At 53.6% G+C, this 19,367-nt stretch carries 16 protein-coding genes and 4 tRNA genes; 4 read left to right on the top strand and 16 right to left on the bottom strand.

The window, feature by feature from the left end; genetic code table 11:
* Positions 1–44: 44 nt before the first annotated feature.
* Positions 45–968 (bottom strand): YihY/virulence factor BrkB family protein, encoded by a 924-nt coding sequence (locus tag LL947_RS06885; RefSeq protein WP_404417771.1) that lies wholly within the window; start codon positions 966–968, stop codon positions 45–47.
* Positions 969–1,192: 224 nt separating this feature from the next.
* Here LL947_RS06885 and LL947_RS06880 point away from each other — a divergent pair, with 224 nt between their 5' ends.
* Entirely contained in the window at positions 1,193–2,299 is a 1,107-nt protein-coding gene (locus LL947_RS06880) for a bifunctional nicotinamide-nucleotide adenylyltransferase/Nudix hydroxylase (RefSeq protein ID WP_499834334.1), read from the top strand.
* A gap of 39 nt (positions 2,300–2,338) precedes the next feature.
* Here LL947_RS06880 and LL947_RS06875 read toward each other — a convergent pair whose 3' ends face one another.
* From LL947_RS06875 to LL947_RS06845, 7 genes are all read right to left on the bottom strand, one after another.
* Complete coding sequence (locus LL947_RS06875; RefSeq protein WP_499834333.1) at positions 2,339–3,256, bottom strand: LysR substrate-binding domain-containing protein; 918 nt, start codon at positions 3,254–3,256, stop codon at positions 2,339–2,341.
* Between the two features lie 73 nt (positions 3,257–3,329).
* A complete protein-coding gene (gene cls, locus LL947_RS06870; protein WP_499834332.1) occupies positions 3,330–4,748 on the bottom strand; it encodes a cardiolipin synthase in 1,419 nt (472 codons plus the stop codon).
* A gap of 183 nt (positions 4,749–4,931) precedes the next feature.
* On the bottom strand, positions 4,932–6,437 hold the full coding sequence (locus LL947_RS06865; protein ID WP_404417760.1) for a fumarate hydratase: 1,506 nt from the start codon (positions 6,435–6,437) through the stop codon (positions 4,932–4,934).
* A 227-nt stretch (positions 6,438–6,664) separates the two neighbouring features.
* Positions 6,665–7,486: an endonuclease VIII gene (gene nei, locus LL947_RS06860; protein WP_404417757.1), complete on the bottom strand. Its 822-nt coding sequence runs from the start codon at positions 7,484–7,486 to the stop codon at positions 6,665–6,667.
* A gap of 2 nt (positions 7,487–7,488) precedes the next feature.
* Positions 7,489–9,513: an excinuclease ABC subunit UvrB gene (gene uvrB / locus LL947_RS06855; protein ID WP_404417755.1), complete on the bottom strand. Its 2,025-nt coding sequence runs from the start codon at positions 9,511–9,513 to the stop codon at positions 7,489–7,491.
* Between the two features lie 38 nt (positions 9,514–9,551).
* The gene (locus LL947_RS06850) at positions 9,552–9,965 is read right to left on the bottom strand and encodes an OsmC family protein (RefSeq protein WP_499834331.1); all 414 of its coding nucleotides are present in this window, start codon (positions 9,963–9,965) and stop codon (positions 9,552–9,554) included.
* 13 nt (positions 9,966–9,978) lie between these two features.
* Positions 9,979–10,179 (bottom strand): hypothetical protein, encoded by a 201-nt coding sequence (locus LL947_RS06845; protein WP_404417752.1) that lies wholly within the window; start codon positions 10,177–10,179, stop codon positions 9,979–9,981.
* Between the two features lie 182 nt (positions 10,180–10,361).
* Here LL947_RS06845 and ygfZ point away from each other — a divergent pair, with 182 nt between their 5' ends.
* Entirely contained in the window at positions 10,362–11,372 is a 1,011-nt protein-coding gene (ygfZ, locus tag LL947_RS06840) for a CAF17-like 4Fe-4S cluster assembly/insertion protein YgfZ (protein WP_499834330.1), read from the top strand.
* 4 nt (positions 11,373–11,376) lie between these two features.
* Here the strand turns inward: ygfZ and LL947_RS06835 are convergent, their stop codons facing one another.
* The 7 genes from LL947_RS06835 to LL947_RS06805 form a co-directional block, all read right to left on the bottom strand.
* Positions 11,377–12,156, bottom strand: a complete 780-nt coding sequence (locus LL947_RS06835; RefSeq protein WP_499834329.1) for a TatD family hydrolase — start codon at positions 12,154–12,156, stop codon at positions 11,377–11,379.
* 45 nt (positions 12,157–12,201) lie between these two features.
* The gene (locus LL947_RS06830; RefSeq protein WP_499834328.1) at positions 12,202–13,791 is read right to left on the bottom strand and encodes a peptide chain release factor 3; all 1,590 of its coding nucleotides are present in this window, start codon (positions 13,789–13,791) and stop codon (positions 12,202–12,204) included.
* A 227-nt stretch (positions 13,792–14,018) separates the two neighbouring features.
* On the bottom strand, positions 14,019–15,257 hold the full coding sequence (locus LL947_RS06825) for an NAD(P)/FAD-dependent oxidoreductase (protein WP_499834327.1): 1,239 nt from the start codon (positions 15,255–15,257) through the stop codon (positions 14,019–14,021).
* 529 nt (positions 15,258–15,786) lie between these two features.
* Positions 15,787–15,861, bottom strand: a tRNA-His gene (locus tag LL947_RS06820).
* Between the two features lie 64 nt (positions 15,862–15,925).
* Positions 15,926–16,000 (bottom strand) — tRNA-His (locus LL947_RS06815).
* 72 nt (positions 16,001–16,072) lie between these two features.
* A tRNA-Arg gene (locus LL947_RS06810) sits at positions 16,073–16,149 on the bottom strand.
* A 103-nt stretch (positions 16,150–16,252) separates the two neighbouring features.
* Positions 16,253–16,329, bottom strand: a tRNA-Pro gene (locus LL947_RS06805).
* Between the two features lie 192 nt (positions 16,330–16,521).
* On the opposite strand from LL947_RS06805, the gene folD reads away from it, so the two are divergent.
* Both folD and mtnN read left to right on the top strand, forming a co-directional pair.
* Positions 16,522–17,385, top strand: a complete 864-nt coding sequence (gene folD, locus LL947_RS06800; protein WP_499834326.1) for a bifunctional methylenetetrahydrofolate dehydrogenase/methenyltetrahydrofolate cyclohydrolase FolD — start codon at positions 16,522–16,524, stop codon at positions 17,383–17,385.
* Positions 17,386–17,422: 37 nt separating this feature from the next.
* Complete coding sequence (gene mtnN, locus LL947_RS06795; RefSeq protein WP_499834325.1) at positions 17,423–18,139, top strand: 5'-methylthioadenosine/S-adenosylhomocysteine nucleosidase; 717 nt, start codon at positions 17,423–17,425, stop codon at positions 18,137–18,139.
* Here the strand turns inward: mtnN and pyrC are convergent.
* Positions 18,136–19,182 (bottom strand): dihydroorotase, encoded by a 1,047-nt coding sequence (gene pyrC, locus LL947_RS06790; protein WP_499834324.1) that lies wholly within the window; start codon positions 19,180–19,182, stop codon positions 18,136–18,138. The two genes, mtnN and pyrC, sit on opposite strands and share 4 nt — an antisense overlap.
* Positions 19,183–19,367 lie beyond the last annotated feature (185 nt).

The raw sequence follows: 19,367 nt of genomic DNA, 5'->3' as shown, positions 1-19,367 counted from the left end.
GTATATAGTCGGTTACTCAGGGCTTGCTGCTGGATATCGCAAATCTATTGATCCATGGCGCTTTCTTTATCAATAAACTCGCGCTGCACAAGGACTGCACTGTTGCGCGGTATCAAAGGTCTTTTGCGTCTTAACAACAGTGAACGCGTAAATGCTGCGCCAAACAAGAGTATCAAGGACGAATAATAGACCCAAAGCAGAATCATCACCACGGAACCGGCAGCCCCGTAGGTAGAAGCTGTCGCCGTGTGGGAAAGGTAAAGGGCGATGACGCTGCGCCCCACGGTAAACAGAACCGCCGTGACCACCGCACCAATCAGAACATCCTGCCAGCGCAGCACCACATCTGGCAGTACCTTGAAAATGGTGGCGAAAAGCAGAACTACAACACCCAAGGATATTAATGATTCAGCGCTTGAAGCCAGCACACTTGTGTAGGGAAGCAGATTATCGGCTGCCTGAAGCATTGCCCGGACGGCAACGCCGGCAGCCAGTGAAACCAGCAGTATAAAACCGATTGACAGCACCACTGTCAGGGATAAAAAGCGATTTTTCAAAAAAATCAGGGCACTGTTAGCCGTGGGTCGAGCAGTGACACCCCAAATAGTGTTCAGTGAAAACTGCATCTGACCAAATACTGTCGTAGCGCCTACCAGCAAGGCGCCAACCCCCAATAAAGTAGGCAGAATCCCTGCTTCTTCGATTCTTGATTGTGCCACAGCCTGCTCAATGGCCCTGGCCGCCTCCGCTCCCATGGTTCCCTGCAGCTGGGCAACAATCTGGCCTTGAGCGGCATCCTCACCCATTACTACCCCAATCACAGTCACCGCGATAATGACCGTCGGTGCCAGGGAAAACAGTGTGTAAAAAGCCAATGACCCTGCATAACTGAAGGCATTTCTTTCCAACCACAATCGAACAGCGTCTTTGAAAACCTGGCTCCAGAAAATCGCTGAGCGCTTTAACATCTTGTCTTCCTCATGGCGTTTAGCTGGCTGCTTTACAGACCTGACAAAACGCAACGCCTTATCAATCGACAGTCATGGTTTCATCAAGAATTACTGTTAGCATACCTGAATAAAAGTCGCTTATCAGGCTGTCGGTCAATTGCGTCAGACCGGTGCACTGCCATAATGGCAGCTCGGCAAAACCCTGCATCGGCAGTCAGACGTTTTACTTTTTGGAGCCTTCAATGCCCAGCGTTCAAGCATTTGAACACCCGCCTGCAGATAAAGACTATGAGTTTGACTGCCTGGTGTTTATTGGTCGTTTTCAGCCACCTCACCTGGGGCATGTGGCCGTTATTCGTGAGGCCCTAAAGCAGGCTCGTCAGGTAATTGTCCTGGTGGGTTCTGCCTGGCAGGCGCGCTCATTACGCAATCCCTGGCAGTTCACAGACCGTCAGAACATGCTGACAGCCAGTTTTGATGATGAAGAAAACCAGCGTCTTGAAATTACGCCCTTGCTGGATGCGCTCTATAACGACGACGTCTGGGTACGCGATGTTCAACGGCGTGTCAGGGATCTCACAATTCCTGAAAATGGTAAGCTACCGAGAATCGGCCTGATTGGCGCCAGTCGTGGCCAGTCAAGTTACTATCTCTCACTTTTCCCACAGTGGGAATCTGTCAGCGTACCCGTGGTGGAAGGTATTTCAGCCAGCCATATTCGTGAGCGACTGTTTCGCTCGCAGGGTTCAAGCGATGATTATCTCAGCACGGGCGCCTTTCATGACCTGCCGCCCGGTGTGATTGAGTACGTTCATAAATTCTGTAAAGAGGAAGCCTATTGGCGGCTGATCGAGGAGCAGCAGTTATTGGATCAATACCGCCAAGCCTGGTCGGATGCCCCCTACCCGCCCATATTTGTGACGGTAAATGCAGTGGTTGTGCAATCCGGGCACGTACTGCTTGTGCGCCGCAAGGCAGCACCAGGCAAGGGGCTATATGCGCTGCCAGGCGGATTCATCAATGCGCACGAGCGTTTACTGGATGCCTGCCTTAGAGAGCTGCGCGAGCGTATTCGCCTGAAAGTGCCTGAGCCGGTATTGAAAGGGTCGCTGAGAGGCCAGCGCCTATTTGACGAACCACACCGTAGCTGGCGGGGAAGAACACTGGCAGAAGCGTTTTATTTTGCCTTGCGTCCTGATCAACAACTGCCAAGGCTCAAGCCGGTCAAAGGCGGTGACCATGCACGCTGGATAGCGCTGGCTGATCTTGAACCGGACAGCCTGTTTGAAGATCATTTCTTTATCATCCAGAATTTTCTGGGGCTGCCGGCTGATTTCGGCACCAGTTGACGGTAGTAGCGTTACTGACTGCGTCGTCATTTCCAGGGCCTAGGCTTCAAGAAAGTCACGGGGGAGCTTCATCATTTGACGCCACAAGCGTTCTACCCCGGGCTTGTGAACCATTGAGCATCGATAAAGGCGTATTTCCAGCGGTATATCCCAGCTTTCATCGCCTGCGCGCACCAGAGTACCTGTCTTTAACTCTTCGCGTATGCAGAAATCAGGTATCCAGGCCACTCCCACTCCCTGAAGCACCATGCCTTTCAGTCCCTCCGCCATGGCAGTCTCATAAACAGTGCGTAACTTCAGACGAAGGGGGTCATTTTTTAACAACATGCGTACACTTCGCCCCAAGAAGGCCCCCTGAGTATAGGCCAGGTAGGGAATAGAGGAATCGGTGTGTAAGGAAAATCGGGGATTACCCCCTTCGTCTGCGATGGACACGGGCAACATCTTTACTTTACCAATAGAGAAAGATGGAAAGACTTCAGCATCCAACTGCATGGTGGCAAAGGGATCATAGTAGGCAAGCATCAGATCACAATTGCCTTCTCTCAGAACATGGATGGCTTCTCCGACATTCATGGCAAGCAAGCGGGTCGGCAACTCCCCCAACCCTTTCTGCAATCTGGAAATCCAGGGTGGGAAAAAACTCAACGCCAGTGAATGAGCGGCCACTATATCCAGCGCTTCGTTGGCAATGGATAATCCGCGCAGATGACTCAGGGATTCATTCAGTTGCTCAACAAGGTTACGCGCTGTAATAAGAAATAACTGCCCTTCCGATGTCAAACCGATAGGCGTTGTAGAACGATCCACCAGAGTGACGTCTACCGCCTGCTCTAGCGCCCTGATGCGACGACTGAAGGCTGGCTGGGTAACATGGCGTTGACGCGCCGATGCGGAAAAACTGCGGGTATTGGCCAGGGCGACAAAATCTTCCAACCATTTGGTTTCCAAATTCACCCTAGACTCCTTCTAAACTGGGTAGTTGTAGCAATAGATAAAACAGAACCCTGATCATGACTGAATGATGCCGTTATTGTATTGGCGACATCAAGTAAGCCGCGCGTGATATGACTTTTTTCCATAAAGGACGTTGCTGTATTTCATCGAGCGATACACGACGACATTGCGCAAAATCTTCTTCCAACATCAAGCGCATCTGTCCAGCAAAGGCGGGGCTAGGAATAAAAGCGGTTATCTCGAAGTTAAGCCGAAATGAGCGATTATCCAGATTGATGGTCCCTACTGTTGCTGAGTGATTGTCTATCAGGATGGTCTTTTGATGTAAAAAACCTGGAAGATAACGGTATATTTTAACGCCCGCTCTCAGCATGTCCGGTAAAAAAGAAAAAGCGGACAAAAAGACGAGCACGTGATCCGGACGTTCAGGAATCATTACCCGTACATCAACGCCGCGCATGGCGGCAAGCCGCAGCGCATCCTGAACCCCTTGGTCGGGAACAAAATATGGGCTGGTCACCCACAACCTTTCGTTGGCGCTATGAATCAGGCTCTGGACCAGCAGACTCGCGGTATCCAACCGATCGGCAGGACCGGAAGGTACAATGACAACATCATGGCTCGGTGCTGACATGGCGACGGGTTGCCAGTGCAGATTGATCACCTCCCCTGTAGCCCAGTGCCAGTCTTCCCAGAAGGCTTCCTGCAACCCAAGAACACTGGGGCCTTCCAGCATCAAGTGGGTATCGCGCCAGGGTCCATGGCGTCGGGATTCTCCAAGGTATTCCATCCCTACATTGAAACCACCCAACCAGCCCTGTTCGCCATCCACCACCAACACTTTGCGATGATTACGAAAGTTCAGTTGGAAAGGGTGTTTTAAGCCACGCGATGATCGAAAAGCACTGACCTTGACGCCTAGACAGGACAAGTCCTTCAGATACCCCTCATCCAGCTTTCGGCTGCCTACCTCATCATATAGAAAATACACGCGCACACCGCGTCTGGCCGCCTGCTCCAGATGGTATTGCAACTGCCGCCCCAAGGCGTCATTGCGAACGATGAAGAACTGTATCAACACGTAATGTGTTGCCCGATCAATACCGGCAAACAGGCTGTCAAAGGTAGCCTTGCCGTCAATCAGCAATTCCGCGTGGTTATGCTGTGTCAGGGGCATCATGGCCAACTGCTCGACCGCCTGAATATCTGACGTCAGCGAAGGTGAACAAAAAGGCAACATGTTCGACCGGTAGCGGTTCAGCACCTGGCGCAAGACACTGTCGCGCTCACCTCTGGCCGATACATAGCCATAAAAGCGGGGGCGGCCGAAAAACCAGTAGGCAGGCACGGCCACATACGGGAAAGTCAACAAGGAAATGATCCAGGCAATGGCCCCCTGAGACGTTCGACTGGACATAAGCGCCATCACTGCCGACACGATACCTACAAGGTATATTAACAGCAGGCCCGTACCCCATAACCAGGAGGTCATAACAACTCCATTGACGTGCGATAAGCATAAAAACAGCAACCATTATAACAGCTTGGTGCATGCTTTCAGTGCCAACCCTATCCGTTCATGTGATTGATAAACAAAAGCGGGCCCCGACATTCGGGGCCCGACGACAATGCTTATTAACAGCAGGCAGTTAAGCTGTAACGTAATGCGTAATGATCAGGCTTTTTCAGCAATAATCTCTTTCCATTTGGCCGGCCCCGTCTGATGTACTGAGGTACCTTGCGCATCCACCGCGACCGTGACAGGCATGTCTTCCACTTCAAATTCGTAAATGGCTTCCATACCCAGATCCTTGAACCCCACCACGCGGGATTTCTTGATGGCCTGAGCGACCAGGTAAGCCGACCCCCCCACCGCCATCAGATACACCGCTTCATTGTCACGGATCGCCTCAATCGCTGCCAGACCACGTTCGGCTTTGCCAACCATACCCAGCAACCCGGTTTCTTCCAGCATGGTGCGGGTGAACTTATCCATGCGCGTTGCGGTGGTGGGTCCTGCCGGGCCGACCACTTCATCACCGATCGGGTCGACAGGGCCCACATAATAGATAAAACGCCCTGTCATATCGACTGGCAGCGGCTCACCTTTGGCAATCATATCCACCATCCGTTTATGGGCTGCATCCCGGCCCGTCAGCAACTTGCCATTGAGCAACAGGGTATCACCAGGCTGCCAGGTTTTGACCTCATCACGCGTGATGGTGTCAAGATTCACACGCTTGACGTTATCGCCCATTTCACGTGTGATTTCCGGCCAATCCTCGATCTTTGGCGGTGCCAGTGCCACAGGGCCAGTACCATCGAGGGTGAAATGCGCATGTCGGGTAGCGGCACAATTCGGGATAATGGCGACTGGCTTGTTAGCCGCATGAGTGGGAAAATCCTTGACCTTGATATCCAGTACTGTGGTCAGACCGCCAAGGCCCTGCGCCCCAATACCGGACTGATTGACCTTTTCAAACAGCTCAAGACGCAACTCTTCAGCGCGATTAGAGGCGCCCCTGGCCTGCAGATCCTGAATATCAATCGGGTCCAGCAGGGCTTCCTTGGCGATTTCCATGGCTTTTTCAGCCGTTCCGCCAATACCAATGCCCAGCATGCCTGGCGGGCACCAGCCTGCCCCCATCTTGGGCAGCTGTTCAAGCACCCAGTCAACCACGCTGTCAGAAGGGTTCAACATGGCAAACTTGGACTTGGCCTCACTGCCCCCACCTTTGGCGGCGACATGAATCTCCACCTTATCGCCGGGCACAAGCTTGTGATGAATAATGGCCGGCGTATTGTCCTTGGTATTCTGTCGTTTGCCATCCGGGTCAGCCAATACAGACGCACGCAGAATGTTATCGGGCAGCAGATAGGCCCGCCGAACGCCTTCATTGACCATGTCGTCGAGGCTCATGTCAGCGTCCCACTGAACATTCATACCGACGTGAACAAACACGGTCACAATACCGGTATCCTGGCAGATCGGGCGGTGACCGGTGGCACACATTCGTGAGTTGATCAGTATCTGGGCGATGGCATCCTTGGCGGCCGGGTTTTCTTCGCGCTCATAGGCTTGCGCCATGGCATCAATAAAGTCCTTTGGATGATAATAGGAAATATATTGAAGAGCGTCGGCAACGCTTTGAATTACATCGTCCTGGCGAATCACGGTCATTTCGGCTACTCCCCGGTATCTGATTATCATATGCAAGCAGTCATGCGTCGCTGTAAAGACATTCACATCGCGCGTCTGATAATCGTTTAATAAGCCACACGGTCATTTTGTGGAGGCAAGTATACCCCATCTGTCGGCGGCAGGCAGTTTGCGAAACGGGGCTGTTGCTGGTGCTTTAGTTTGATGACTAACAAGAAACAGCAAGATAACGGTATAAATATTAATGCCTACATGGATTGGCATTGCGGACAGAAATATAACCTGCGAGAAGCGACGTTGATTTTTTCCAGCGATGCAGCACAACGATGGCACGGTAGACCCTGACGCTCGAATACACTGAAACGCCACTGACGACGAGATTCTCCCATGCTTTTTGCCTTTTCTATCCACTCAGGGCAGTTGGTTACACCGGCCGTGCGGTAAGCCTGCCAGGTAAGCGAAAGAATGAAGTGCGCGAGGCGACGTCGTCCAGCTTCACTCAGGTCACAAGGACGTAGACGGGGCGACAAGCCGGCAAAGAACAATACCTCGCTGCGTAAATAGTTGCCCAGACCCGCCACAAATCCTTGATCCAGCAGTAAACCACCCAGCCCGCGTCGATGAAATGACGCCTCCATCAGGCGCTGAACTATGTGCTCCTCCCCCACTGCTTGTGACAGCAAATCAGGACCAAGCCTGGCCAGAAAAGGGTGTTCATCAAGGCGATCTGCCGGCCACATGCTGATGTCCGAGGCGCTATAAAGACTGGCTGCCCGACCATTGACCACAAGGCGAGCTCGCAAAGAACGACGCGTCACCGGCACTTTATCAGCTGCGTGACACTTCCATACCCCGTAAAGCTGATTGTGTGAATAAAGGACGTGCTGATCTGAAAAACGCACCAACATGGCCTTGCCTCGGGTTTCAACCTTATCCACCTGTTGGCCAATCAGTCTGGGTGGGTAATCTTTAAGCTCATCAAAAGCAAACCAGGCATCCTCAATGATGCCCTTGGTGAGCTGCTTTTCAATACGGTCAGCCGCCCGACGAATTTCAGGACCTTCCGGCATGCTTACCCCAGCGCCAGCTGTTTTTCTTTGAGTTCATGAAGGCGATCACGCAAGCGGGCCGCTTCTTCGAAATCCAGATTCTGGGCGGCTTCAAACATGCCGTCCTCCAGCTTGCTGATGGCTGAGGCCACATCATCCGGGTGCATGCTCCTGGGTTCATAGACAGCATCCGGCTCGGCCACCTTGCGTTCATTACCCCGCCGACGGCTGGATTTCTTGCCCGGTGCCTGCGCAGCTTCCATGATATCCGCCACTGAACGGGTCACTGTGGTCGGCGTGATGCCATGCTTTTCATTATGCGCCTGCTGTTTTTCCCGTCGGCGTGCCGTTTCATCCATGGCCTTACGCATCGAGTCGGTGATCCGGTCTCCATAGAGAATCGCCTTGCCATGGGCGTTACGTGCGGCACGGCCGATCGTCTGAATCAATGAACGCTCAGCCCGCAGAAAGCCTTCCTTATCGGCGTCAAGAATCGCCACCAGAGAAACTTCGGGGATATCCAGTCCCTCACGCAGCAAGTTTATCCCTACCAGGACATCAAATTTTCCCAGGCGCAGGTCGCGGATAATCTCGACCCGCTCAACGGTGTCAATATCCGAGTGCAGATAACGCACGCGAATACCATGTTCATCAAAGTATTCGGTAAGGTCCTCAGCCATCCGCTTGGTCAGCACGGTAACCAGAACCCGCTCACCCACAGCCGTGCGCAAGCGGATTTCCGATAGCAGATCATCTACCTGTGTTGACGCAGGGCGAACCTCGATTTCTGGATCCAGCAGGCCTGTCGGACGCACCACCTGTTCGACCACCTGACCTGCATGCTCGGCTTCATAAGGCCCGGGTGTAGCAGACACAAATATCGTCTGCGGACTGATGGATTCCCATTCCTCAAACTTCATGGGTCGGTTATCCAGCGCCGAGGGCAGACGGAAACCGTATTCCACCAGGGTTTCCTTGCGTGAGCGGTCACCCTTGAACATGCCGCCCACCTGGGGAACGCTGACGTGGGATTCGTCGATAAACAATAAAGCATCGTCGGGCAGGTAATCAAAGAAGGTCGGCGGCGCCTGGCCGGGATCCCGCCCCGACAGATAGCGCGAATAGTTTTCGATACCGTTGCAGTAACCCAGCTCCAGCATCATTTCGATGTCATAAAGGGTCCGCTGCTCCAGGCGCTGAGCCTCCACCAGGCGATCATGCTTGCGAAGCCACTCCAGACGCTCTTTCAATTCAGCCTTAATGGCGTCGATTGCCCCCAGAATGGTTTCCCTGGGAGTGACATAGTGGGATTTGGGATAGATCGTCATACGCGGCACCTGGCCACGCACATCGCCAGTCAAGGGATCAAACAGGCGAATGGAATCAATCTCATCATCAAACAGTTCAACCCTGACCGCCTCTTCTTCAGCATCCGCCGGGAAGATGTCGATGACGTCGCCGCGAACCCGGTAGGTACCACGGCGGAAATCCATATCATTGCGGGTATATTGCAGCTCTGCCAGGCGACGCAGGAAAGCGCGCTGGTCAATCAGTTCACCGCGTGTGAAGTGCAGGCGCATCTTGAGGTACTGGTCCGGGTCGCCCAAACCGTAGATAGCCGAAACAGACACGACTATCAGGGCATCACGGCGCTCCAGCAATGCCTTGGTCGCAGACAGGCGCATCTGCTCAATGTGATCATTGATAGAGGCGTCTTTTTCGATAAAGGTATCTGACGAAGGTACGTAGGCCTCTGGCTGATAATAATCGTAGTAGGAAACAAAGTATTCGACAGCGTTGTCCGGAAAAAACGCCTTGAATTCACCGTATAGCTGGGCCGCCAGCGTCTTGTTGGGCGCCATGACAATCGTCGGCCGCTGTAGGGTTTCAACGACATTGGCCATGGTGAAGGTCTTGCCTGAACCGGTTACTCCCAGGAGGGTCTGATGAGCAAGACCGGCTTCCAGCCCGCCCACCAGCGACCTGATAGCCGTAGGTTGGTCACCGGCAGGGGAAAATTTGGACTGCAGTCTGAAGGCTTTGCTCATCAAGGCTCCTAAAGCGGATTTATGCGATATTCTGGCGGTCAGGCAGTATCTGAGCGTGTGGTTACTTCAACGCTGGCCTGCGTAATCAGGCGATGAATCGGACAACGCTCGCTGATTTCTTCAAGACGCGCCTGTTGCTCAGGGTCAATGATGCCATGAAACACCAGCGTGACTTCCAGTCTGTACACGCCTTTACGTTCCTGAGAATCATCGCGCTTGACCCTTGTAGTGATGCCTTCCAGCGGCCAGCCCTTGCGGTCGGCATACATCTTGGCGGTAATTGCCTTGCAGGCGCCCAGTGACAGATCAAAATAGTCATGCGGGTCCGGCGCGCTTTCTTCACCACCGTAGGCTTTGGGGATATCGACATAGAGATCCTCGAAACCATTCAACACCACCCGGTGACGCAGGAGATGATCACGCTCAGTGATAACCGTTATGGTCTTTTCCATGATAGTTTCCTTTTCACGATACCTTGACACCCAGTTTCAGGGCATTGATGGCAGCAATAAGTTTTTCGCGCTTGACTCGCCCTTCAACCTCGGCGCCGTGCTGGCCGACCTCGGCACTCTCGACGCCATCCACCATCATCAAGGCCGTTGTAATCTGGTTCACCTGATCCACGGATGTCACACCGTTAAACCCTAGAGACACCTGCTGAGCCATCTGTCTATCCCCTCTGCATACACGTATTCCATCAAGGTTATGCAAGCTTGATACAGCACAAGAGTCTAGCATGCTGATAATGGCGTGCAATCGGGTCCAAGAACTCATATGTGGTAGTCTGACTGCATACGCAATCAGTAACAGTACCTGCTATTTCATCACAGAAAGGAGATGCGCACCCTATGCCCGTATCCGCAGATTCAAGCACCAACGCCGATACGCAGACCCGGACAGACGTTATCAACGCCCCTGTCAGGTTAGCCTATCTGGGCGTTCTGGATATTCACGGTGACGGTGGCGAGCAGTTCCTGCAAGGTCAGACCAGTGCTCAGGTCAACCTGGCAGATAGCCACTTTGCTCCCCTCACCTGTTTCTGTACCTCCAAAGGCCGCATGATGGCCAACGGTCAGCTGATCCGCCTGGCAAGTGACCATATACGTATACTGCTTTCCGCCAGCCTGGTGGCGCCATTGATGACGCATCTGCAAAAGTTTGCTCCTTTCTATAAGGTAACCTTATCAGCCGGTGACACTATCACCGTGCTGGGGGCCAACCAGCCAGTGGCTGAACATATGGCAGAAACCCTGAGGATGCCATTGCCAACCACCCCCTGGCAGCAGGTCAGTGACGATCATCAACGCAGTATAGTGGCTTACCCTCCCGGCCCCGACAGCGCTGGCTATCGGTGGCTGTTTGCCCTCCCTGACGCGGATGCCGAGCAATTTTCACCCCGTGCTGATACAGACGAATGGCAATTGGCCGACATTCGCAGAGGCCTTGTCTGGCTTGGCGCCGAACACCAGGATAAATATCTGCCTCAGATGATCAACTGGGAAGCTCTGGGTGGCATCAGTTTCAAGAAAGGCTGCTATACCGGCCAGGAAGTGGTGGCACGCGCTCACTTCCGCGGTCAGGTCAAAAAGCGTCTCTGGCCTGGTAGTGTCAATACCGCTGAAACATTGTCGAGTGGTACAGCGATTCAGGATGACAACGATCGCAACATCGGCGAGGTCGTCACCAGTTGTGTCAATGAAGCCGGTGCAAACGAGTTTCTGGCCGTGATCACGACGAAGGCCGTCGATAACCAGCTGTCACTGCGTATCAATGACCAGGCGGTTGAGCTTACGGGTCTGCCCTACGAGATTGAAAGGCTCGACCCGGAACAGCTCGCCCTTGAGGTCAACGATCAATAGACATTCAGCCATCAGTGACACTGGCAGGCAGGCGAAACAGTTGAGCAGTGGTCCGGCAGCTTAGCCTGGCCACTTCGGCTTCTGGCTGATGGCGCAGACGGGCCAGCTGGCGGCAGACTTCAGCCACGTTGGCCGGCTCGTTGCGTTGGCCTTGTTGGCCGTGAAGCGGCATATCGGGGCTATCAGTCTCCAGCACAAATCCATCGTCTGGCAATGCCTGAACTGCCCGTTGTACCCGGCGTGCGCGAGGGTAGGTCAATATCCCTCCCAGCCCGACAGCAAACCCCAGCTTATTGAAGGCATGTGCCTGCTCGGGCGATCCGGCAAAACCGTGCACCATGCCGCCCCTGGGCAACTGTAACTGACGCAAGCGCTTGGCAACCTTATCATTGGCCTGCACGCAGTGGATAATGACCGGCAGGTCGTTGCGTTTGGCCAGCCGCAGCTGGGCATCAAACAGTATCCATTGCTGTTCAAGCGTATCGCTGAGGCGAGCATCAATACCACACTCCCCCACCGCAACGAGCTGTGGATGGTTGTTCAAGGCGTCTTCCAGAGCCTGCATATCCTCGTCGCTATGCTCATCAATAAAGTAGGGGTGCAAACCCAAAGCAACACTGACATCCTCGCGCTGGCCAAGCGCCAGCACGTGATTCCAGCGTGCCCGGGTAGTCCCTGGCACAATAAAATGCCTGACGCCGGCGACTTGGGCACGCAGCATGGTGCTCTCACGGTCATTATCAAAATCTTCCAGATCAAGATGACAATGCGCGTCAATCAGCATATTTCCCCTCTCAGGCCTCCTGAATCAGCCCGGCAGTTGCGCTGATCAGTGCTCCCGGGTTGGTTGGAAGCGAATATCCGGCCAGCGCTCCTGGGTCATCTGCAGGTTGACCCGTGTCGGTGCAATGTAAGTGAGGTAACCACCGCCATCAATCGCCAGATTGGCGCTTGCCTTGCGCTTGAATTCCTCAAGCTTCTTGGCATCCTCGCTGTAGACCCAGCGGGCGGTGTTGACGTTGACACCCTCATACAGGCAGTCGACCTTGTATTCTTCCTTGAGACGATGTGCCACCACGTCGAACTGCAGAGTACCTACCGCGCCCAGAATCAGGTCGTTGTTATCCAGTGGCATGAAAACCTGGGTAGCGCCTTCCTCGGAAAGCTGTTGAAGCCCTTTCTGCAACGCTTTCATTTTCAGAGGATCTTTAAGACGCACGCGCTTGAAAAGCTCCGGCGCAAAGTGAGGAATCCCGGTAAAGCGCATGTCTTCGTTCAGGGTAAAGGTGTCACCAATCTGAATGGTGCCATGATTGTGCAGACCAATAATATCACCCGGCCAGGCTTCCTCTACCTGAGAGCGGTCAGAGGCCATGAAGGTCAGGGCGTCAGCAATCTTTACATCCTTATTGATTCTGACGTGACGCATTTTCATGTTCTTTTCGTATTTCCCCGAACACACCCGTAAAAAAGCAATACGGTCACGGTGATTAGGGTCCATGTTCGCCTGAATCTTGAACACAAAGCCACTGAAGCGTTTGTCATCAGCCGTCACGGTGCGCGTATTCGTTTCACGAGGCTGGGGCGGCGGTGCATACTCAACAAAGCCATCAAGCATTTCCCGCACACCAAAATTGCCCATGGCGGTGCCGAAATAGACAGGCGTCAACTCACCCTTGCGATAGGCGTCAAGGTCAAACGTATGTGAGGCACCGCGGACCAGCTCGACCTCCATGCGCAATTCTTCTGCCTGGTCGTCGCCCAGCATCGCCTCCACCTCGGGGTTATCGAGCCCTTCAATGCGTATGTCATCCGGAATTCGGCTACCCTGGCCCTGAGTATAAAGATGTAACACATCGTTATACAGATGATAGACCCCCTTGAAATGCCGCCCCATGCCAATCGGCCAGGTCATCGGTGCACACTGGATATTAAGCACAGTTTCGACTTCATCCATTACTTCAATGGGATCACGAATATCACGGTCCATCTTGTTGACAAAGGTAAGGATCGGCGTAGTCCGCAGACGGCAGACCTCCATCAACTTGATGGTCCGATCCTCTACGCCTTTTGCCCCATCAATCACCATGAGCGCCGAATCCACCGCTGTCAGGGTGCGATAAGTGTCTTCGGAGAAATCTTCGTGGCCCGGGGTATCCAACAAGTTGACAATCCGGCCGCCATAGGGGAACTGCATGACAGAGGTAGTCACCGAGATGCCCCGTTCCTGCTCCATCTTCATCCAGTCAGAGGTCGCATGACGGTCATTCCGCTTGCTTTTCACCGACCCTGCCATCTGGATGGCGTTGCCGAACAACAGCATCTTTTCGGTAATGGTGGTTTTACCCGCATCAGGGTGTGAAATAATGGCGAAGGTGCGGCGAAGGTCCGCTTCGCGGGAGAGTTGAGCGTCAGACATTGGTTTCTCTGGCAGGACTGCATAAATTAAGTTACTGATAGCACTATGGTAACGCAAATGACCACTATCAGCACAGAGAGGCTATCAAACCCTCAGAGTGCGGCACACGGCAAGACCCTAGGTCGGCGCTGACAGGGTCCCTGCGCGAGGGCATACGATAGCAATACAGGTAATGATTGACGTCGGATCAGGATAAGGGCCTGTTCACGCTGCATCGCGAAAAGCCTCTAAAACCGGTCAGCACGGAACGGCGCCATATCAATAGCCGTCGGCTTTCCTTCCATCATGTCTGCCAGTAGCATGCCCGTCGCGGGTCCTAGCGTGAAGCCCTGATGGCCATGACCAAACGCCAGCCACAGGCCTTTATGGCGATGTGCCGGTCCGATCACGGGTTTCATATCCGGCAGGCAGGGACGAGCCCCCTTCCAGGCAACCGCATCTTTACGCTCACCCAGTGGAAACAGCTTGCGGGCAGCTTTTTCTGCACTCGCCAGTTGATCATCGTGGGCGGGAGATTCCAGATTATCCAACTCGGCACCCGTGGTCAGACGAATACCGGCACGCATCGGTGCCAACAGATATCCTACCTCGGCGTCCATCACCCAGTGATTAAGCTCGACACCTTCATCGGACGCGTAGTGCATATGATAGCCACGCTTGACGAAAGTCGGAAAATGGTAACCCAAAGGCTTTAGCCATTTGCCTGCCCATGGCCCCAGTGCCATGACCAGGTTATCTGCCTGCAGGGCCCCGTCCGGCGTGGTGACTTCCCAACCATCGGACCTTTGTCGGATATCAGTGACGTCACTCTGCATCAGACGACCGCCCTGCTGCTGGCAGGATTCGGCATAGGCGGCTACCAGACTGCCAGGATCCTTTACCACCCAGGAGTCGAGCCAGTGGATGGCGCCAATAATATCCGCCGAGAGGTACGGCTCCATCCCAGACAGCTGCTGACGGTCAAGATGCTGGAACTGAACACCAAAGCGTTCATGATTTTCCTGCGCTTCTTTCAAACGTTTCGTCTGCCTGTTTTCAGATCGGAACAGCTCAAGAAAGCCGTCCTGAGCAACTAACTGCTCAGCGCCAGCGGCTTTAATCATTGGCGCATGGGTATCAAGGCATAGCTGAATAAGAGAAGCATATTCCGGTACGATGCGTGAATAAGCCTTTGGCCCGGAATTGTGCCAGTAACGCAGTAGTGGCGAGGCGGCATTGAGCATACCGCCTGGCCGGTAGCGAATATCCACACGACGATTCGGCAGGACACTCAGCAGTGTCTGCATATCACGTGGAAAGGCATATGGGCGAACGGCCTCGCGCTGAATGATGCCCGCGTTACCAAAGGATGTTTCCTGGCCCGGCTCACGACGGTCGATCAGGGTGACATCATGCCCGCGCTGAACAAGGTGCCATGCAACGCTGACACCAATCATTCCAGCACCCAGAACAATACTATGTGCCATTCTATGCTCCTCGTTTTTTCATGCCCTTCAGCTTCAACCCAGCCACCCGCCAACCTGATGTCTGTGAAGTATAAGAAATGTACCCGTAAAAATTGCTGATCCACTGACTGCCAGCAACACAGGGCTTCCCATAATCCAATCAGTATCAAGAAATTAACACCAAAACTACGGCTTTTGAATAGATTTTAGGCCTGTATTTTCATAAAAAAGTAGCTGTAATTATCAAAAAATTTACTTAAAAAGAATAAAAGACCAGGGCCTGCTGACGCTTTATCGCTGCGAGGCTACGTCAACAGGCCCTACATTTATCATCATGGCGGCAAACACACCAAAAACGGGTGCAGCCCTTCACAATTCATAGACACACAGGCATGAACGCCGTCAGGTATCTGCAGATTGAACAGGCATTATTCAGGAGAAGGGTTTTGATGGCCAAGGTCGTTCAAGACAGCCCGGCAGGCAAAGATGATGAAAACAGACGGATAAAAAAAATAACAGAACACGCGAGGGAGGAATGCTGAAAGGTTAATGGGGTGGATGATGGGGATCGAACCCACGACCACCGGAGCCACAATCCGGGGCTCTACCACTGAGCTACACCCACCATAACCTTGGAAATTCTGGTAAACAGCCTGTTGCTTCAGCTGCTATACAATACAAGCGTGGAATGGGGTGGATGATGGGGATCGAACCCACGACCACCGGAGCCACAATCCGGGGCTCTACCACTGAGCTACACCCACCATATACAGCTTGTATGATGCACAAGCGCCCATTCGGGATACTTGGCACATTTGACTTGCGACGCTCAAGATTGGCACGCCCAGCAGGACTTGAACCCGCAACCTACGGCTTAGAAGGCCGTTGCTCTATCCGGTTGAGCTATGGGCGCACTTTTGAGTAAGCCATTCAATTGTTGATAGTGCCCAATCGAATAAAGTGCTGAACCACAACCAACGCTTGGATATGCAAGTACCAACATCCACGTTAGGAAGTGGTCGGGGTGGAGGGATTCGAACCCCCGACATCCTGCTCCCAAAGCAGGCGCGCTACCAGACTGCGCTACACCCCGAAAAAACAACCTAGACGCTACCGTGTGTCTCGTCTCAAGCGAGGCACATAGTACAACTTTTGAATTTAAAGTCAACCACTAATGCATATAAATCCTTCAATTGCTTTGCCTGAACGTGCGGGCATGCGAAAATAAGAGGCATTCTTAAAAGCCTTTTTTTTCTTCAGGCATTTCTAGACGGGGATTACCTTAATGACGGCCCAATTGATCGATGGCAAGGCCATCGCCGCTGATGTTCGCCAGAATGTTGCCAATAGCGTTGCCGCCCGCCGCAGGGCCGGCGCTCGAGCTCCTGGCCTTGCGGTTGTGTTAGTGGGCAATGATTCTGCCTCGCATGTTTATGTCAGTAACAAGCATCGCGCCTGTGAGAAAGCCGGCATTCACTCGATTCAGCATGAATTGCCTACCGAGACAACCCAAGAAGCGCTTGAAGCATTGATTGACCAGCTGAATGCCGACGAATCCATTGACGGTATCCTGGTGCAACTGCCTTTACCCGACCATCTGGATCCGGAACCCCTTTTGGAACGCATTCTTCCCGATAAGGATGTCGATGGTTTTCACCCCTATAACCTGGGTCGGCTTGCGCAACGCCTGCCTGCTCTGCGTCCTTGCACCCCCAAAGGGGTAATGACCCTGCTTGAAAAAAGCGGCCTGGCAGTTCGCGGCCTGGATGCCACCGTGGTCGGTGCCTCCAATATTGTCGGCAGACCCATGGCACTTGAACTGATGCTCGCCGGTTGCACCACGACGGTGTGCCATCGTTTTACCCAGCATCTTGATGAACATGTCAGACGCGCCGATCTTCTTGTCGTCGCGGTTGGCAAGCCCGGCATCGTAAAAGGCGAATGGATCAAGCCTGGCGCCATCGTGATTGATGTCGGTATCAACCGAGGTGACGATGGACGCCTGATAGGCGACATCGATTTTGACCAGGCGCAACAGAGGGCCAGTCATATTACGCCTGTCCCTGGCGGAGTGGGCCCCATGACAGTCGCCAGCCTGCTCCAGAACACCCTCGAATCAGCCGAACAGCATGCGCCTGCTGGCACCTGAGTTGAACTGAACATTATTTACCAACAAGGAATATCGTGTGACACATATCGGGATTATTGGTGCCATGGCCCAGGAAGTCGGGATTCTTGCCGGACAACTCGACAATGCCCAGCGCCATGAGCATGCAGGTTTTACTTTCTATCGCGGCCAGCGCCATGGCCTGAACGTCACCGTTCTTCAGTCAGGCATTGGCAAGGTCAATGCTGCAGTAGGCACCGCCGTCCTGCTCGAGCGTTTTCAGCCTCAGGCCATTATCAACACCGGATCTGCGGGTGGGTTTGCCACCGACATGAACATCGGTGATGTGGTCATTTCCAGTGACGTTCGTCATCACGATGTTGATGTGACGGCCTTCGGCTATGAAATGGGGCAAGTTCCGGGTATGCCGGCTGCGTTTGAGGCGGATTCAGGACTAAAAAACGTCGCCAAAGGGGCTATTGCTGCACTGAATGAAGTCAGTGTGCGAGAGGGCATGATTGCCACCGGGGATAGCTTCATGGCCGACCCACAACGTGTAGAGCAGTTGCGTCGTCAGTTCCCTGATATGCTGGCCGTCGATATGGAAGCGGCAGCGATTGCCCAGAGCTGCCATCTGTTTGATGTGCCTTTCGTGGTTATCCGCGCCCTCTCGGACATTCCCGGGGACTCGGACAACCACCTGTCATTCGAGCAGTTTCTGGAGGTTGCCGCCCTGCACTCATCGCGTATGGTTGACCAGATGCTTAAGCAGATCGGGGCAGCAACACCCGCCTAGGCGTTACCTTTGTGCAATTTCCACGGCAGTGTTTCGCCCGCCAACAAGGGGATGATGCGCTGCCCGTCCGCATAGGGGTAACTGTCCGGCAGTGTCCAGTTGTGACGCTCAAGCACCACCTTATCCGGATTGACCGGCAAACCATAGAAGCGAGGTCCATTGAAGCTTGCAAAAGCTTCCAGCTGATCAAGCGCTTCCATCTGTTCAAACGCCATGGCATACAGCTCGATCGCTGCTGGCGCCGTATAGGCCCCGGCACAACCACAACTGGACTCTTTATCCCCCTGAGCGTGAGGTGCACTGTCAGTACCCAGGAAAAATTTCGGGCTGCCCGACGTTGCTGCCTTGAGTAACGCCTGGCGATGACGCTCGCGCTTGAGAATCGGCAGGCAGTAATAATGCGGGCGGATACCGCCTGCCAGCATCTGGTTACGATTGAACAAAAGGTGATGAGCGGTAATGGTCGCCGCGACGTTATTCGGTGCTTCGGCCACAAAGGTGGCCGCCTGCTCGGTGGTGATATGCTCGCATACCACCTTGAGCGAAGGATGCCGCGCCAGCAAGGGTTTGAGCACCTGCTCGATAAAAACAGCTTCGCGATCGAAAATATCGATATCAGCATCAGTAACTTCACCATGCATCAAGAGCGGCAGCCCCGCATCGGCCATCGCCGCTATCGTCTCATCACAGTGACGCAGATCGGTCACTCCGGATGCTGAGTTGGTCGTTGCACCGGCAGGATAAAGCTTGATGGCGTGAATAATGCCGCTGTCAATGGCCCGCTGGACCTCTTGCGGTGGCGTCGTATCGGTCAGATAAAGCGTCATCAGAGGGTCAAAATGCGCCCCTTCTGGAAGCGCCTGCAAAATGCGTTGGCGATAGGCGTGTGCCTGGGCCGTTGTCGTTACCGGTGGTTTTAGGTTCGGCATGATGATGGCACGCCCCATCTGGGCAGCGCTGTGATTGACAACTGCTTGCATGGCAGCGTCGTCCCGAAGGTGCAGATGCCAGTCATCAGGGCGGGTTAGGCTAAGTGTGTTCACGGCAATTCCTGTCGAGCAAGTATTGGTTCGTATCGGATCAGGATACGTTATGGTGTGGGCAATTGAGCTTCAGTGATGATTATACCGGATATTCAACCTGCTTAAATTGCCCGCCAGATAATCACACCTGAATCCATGCCCACAAAGCAGGTGAATTGACGTATCATTCCCTCTTATATCAGTTT

The sequence above is a fragment of the Halomonas sp. BLK-85 genome, from assembly GCF_044792155.1.
Classification (GTDB): Bacteria; Pseudomonadota; Gammaproteobacteria; order Pseudomonadales; family Halomonadaceae; genus Vreelandella.
Note: the sequence above shows the minus strand (reverse complement) of the source record. Positions and strands in the feature narration are given on the sequence as shown.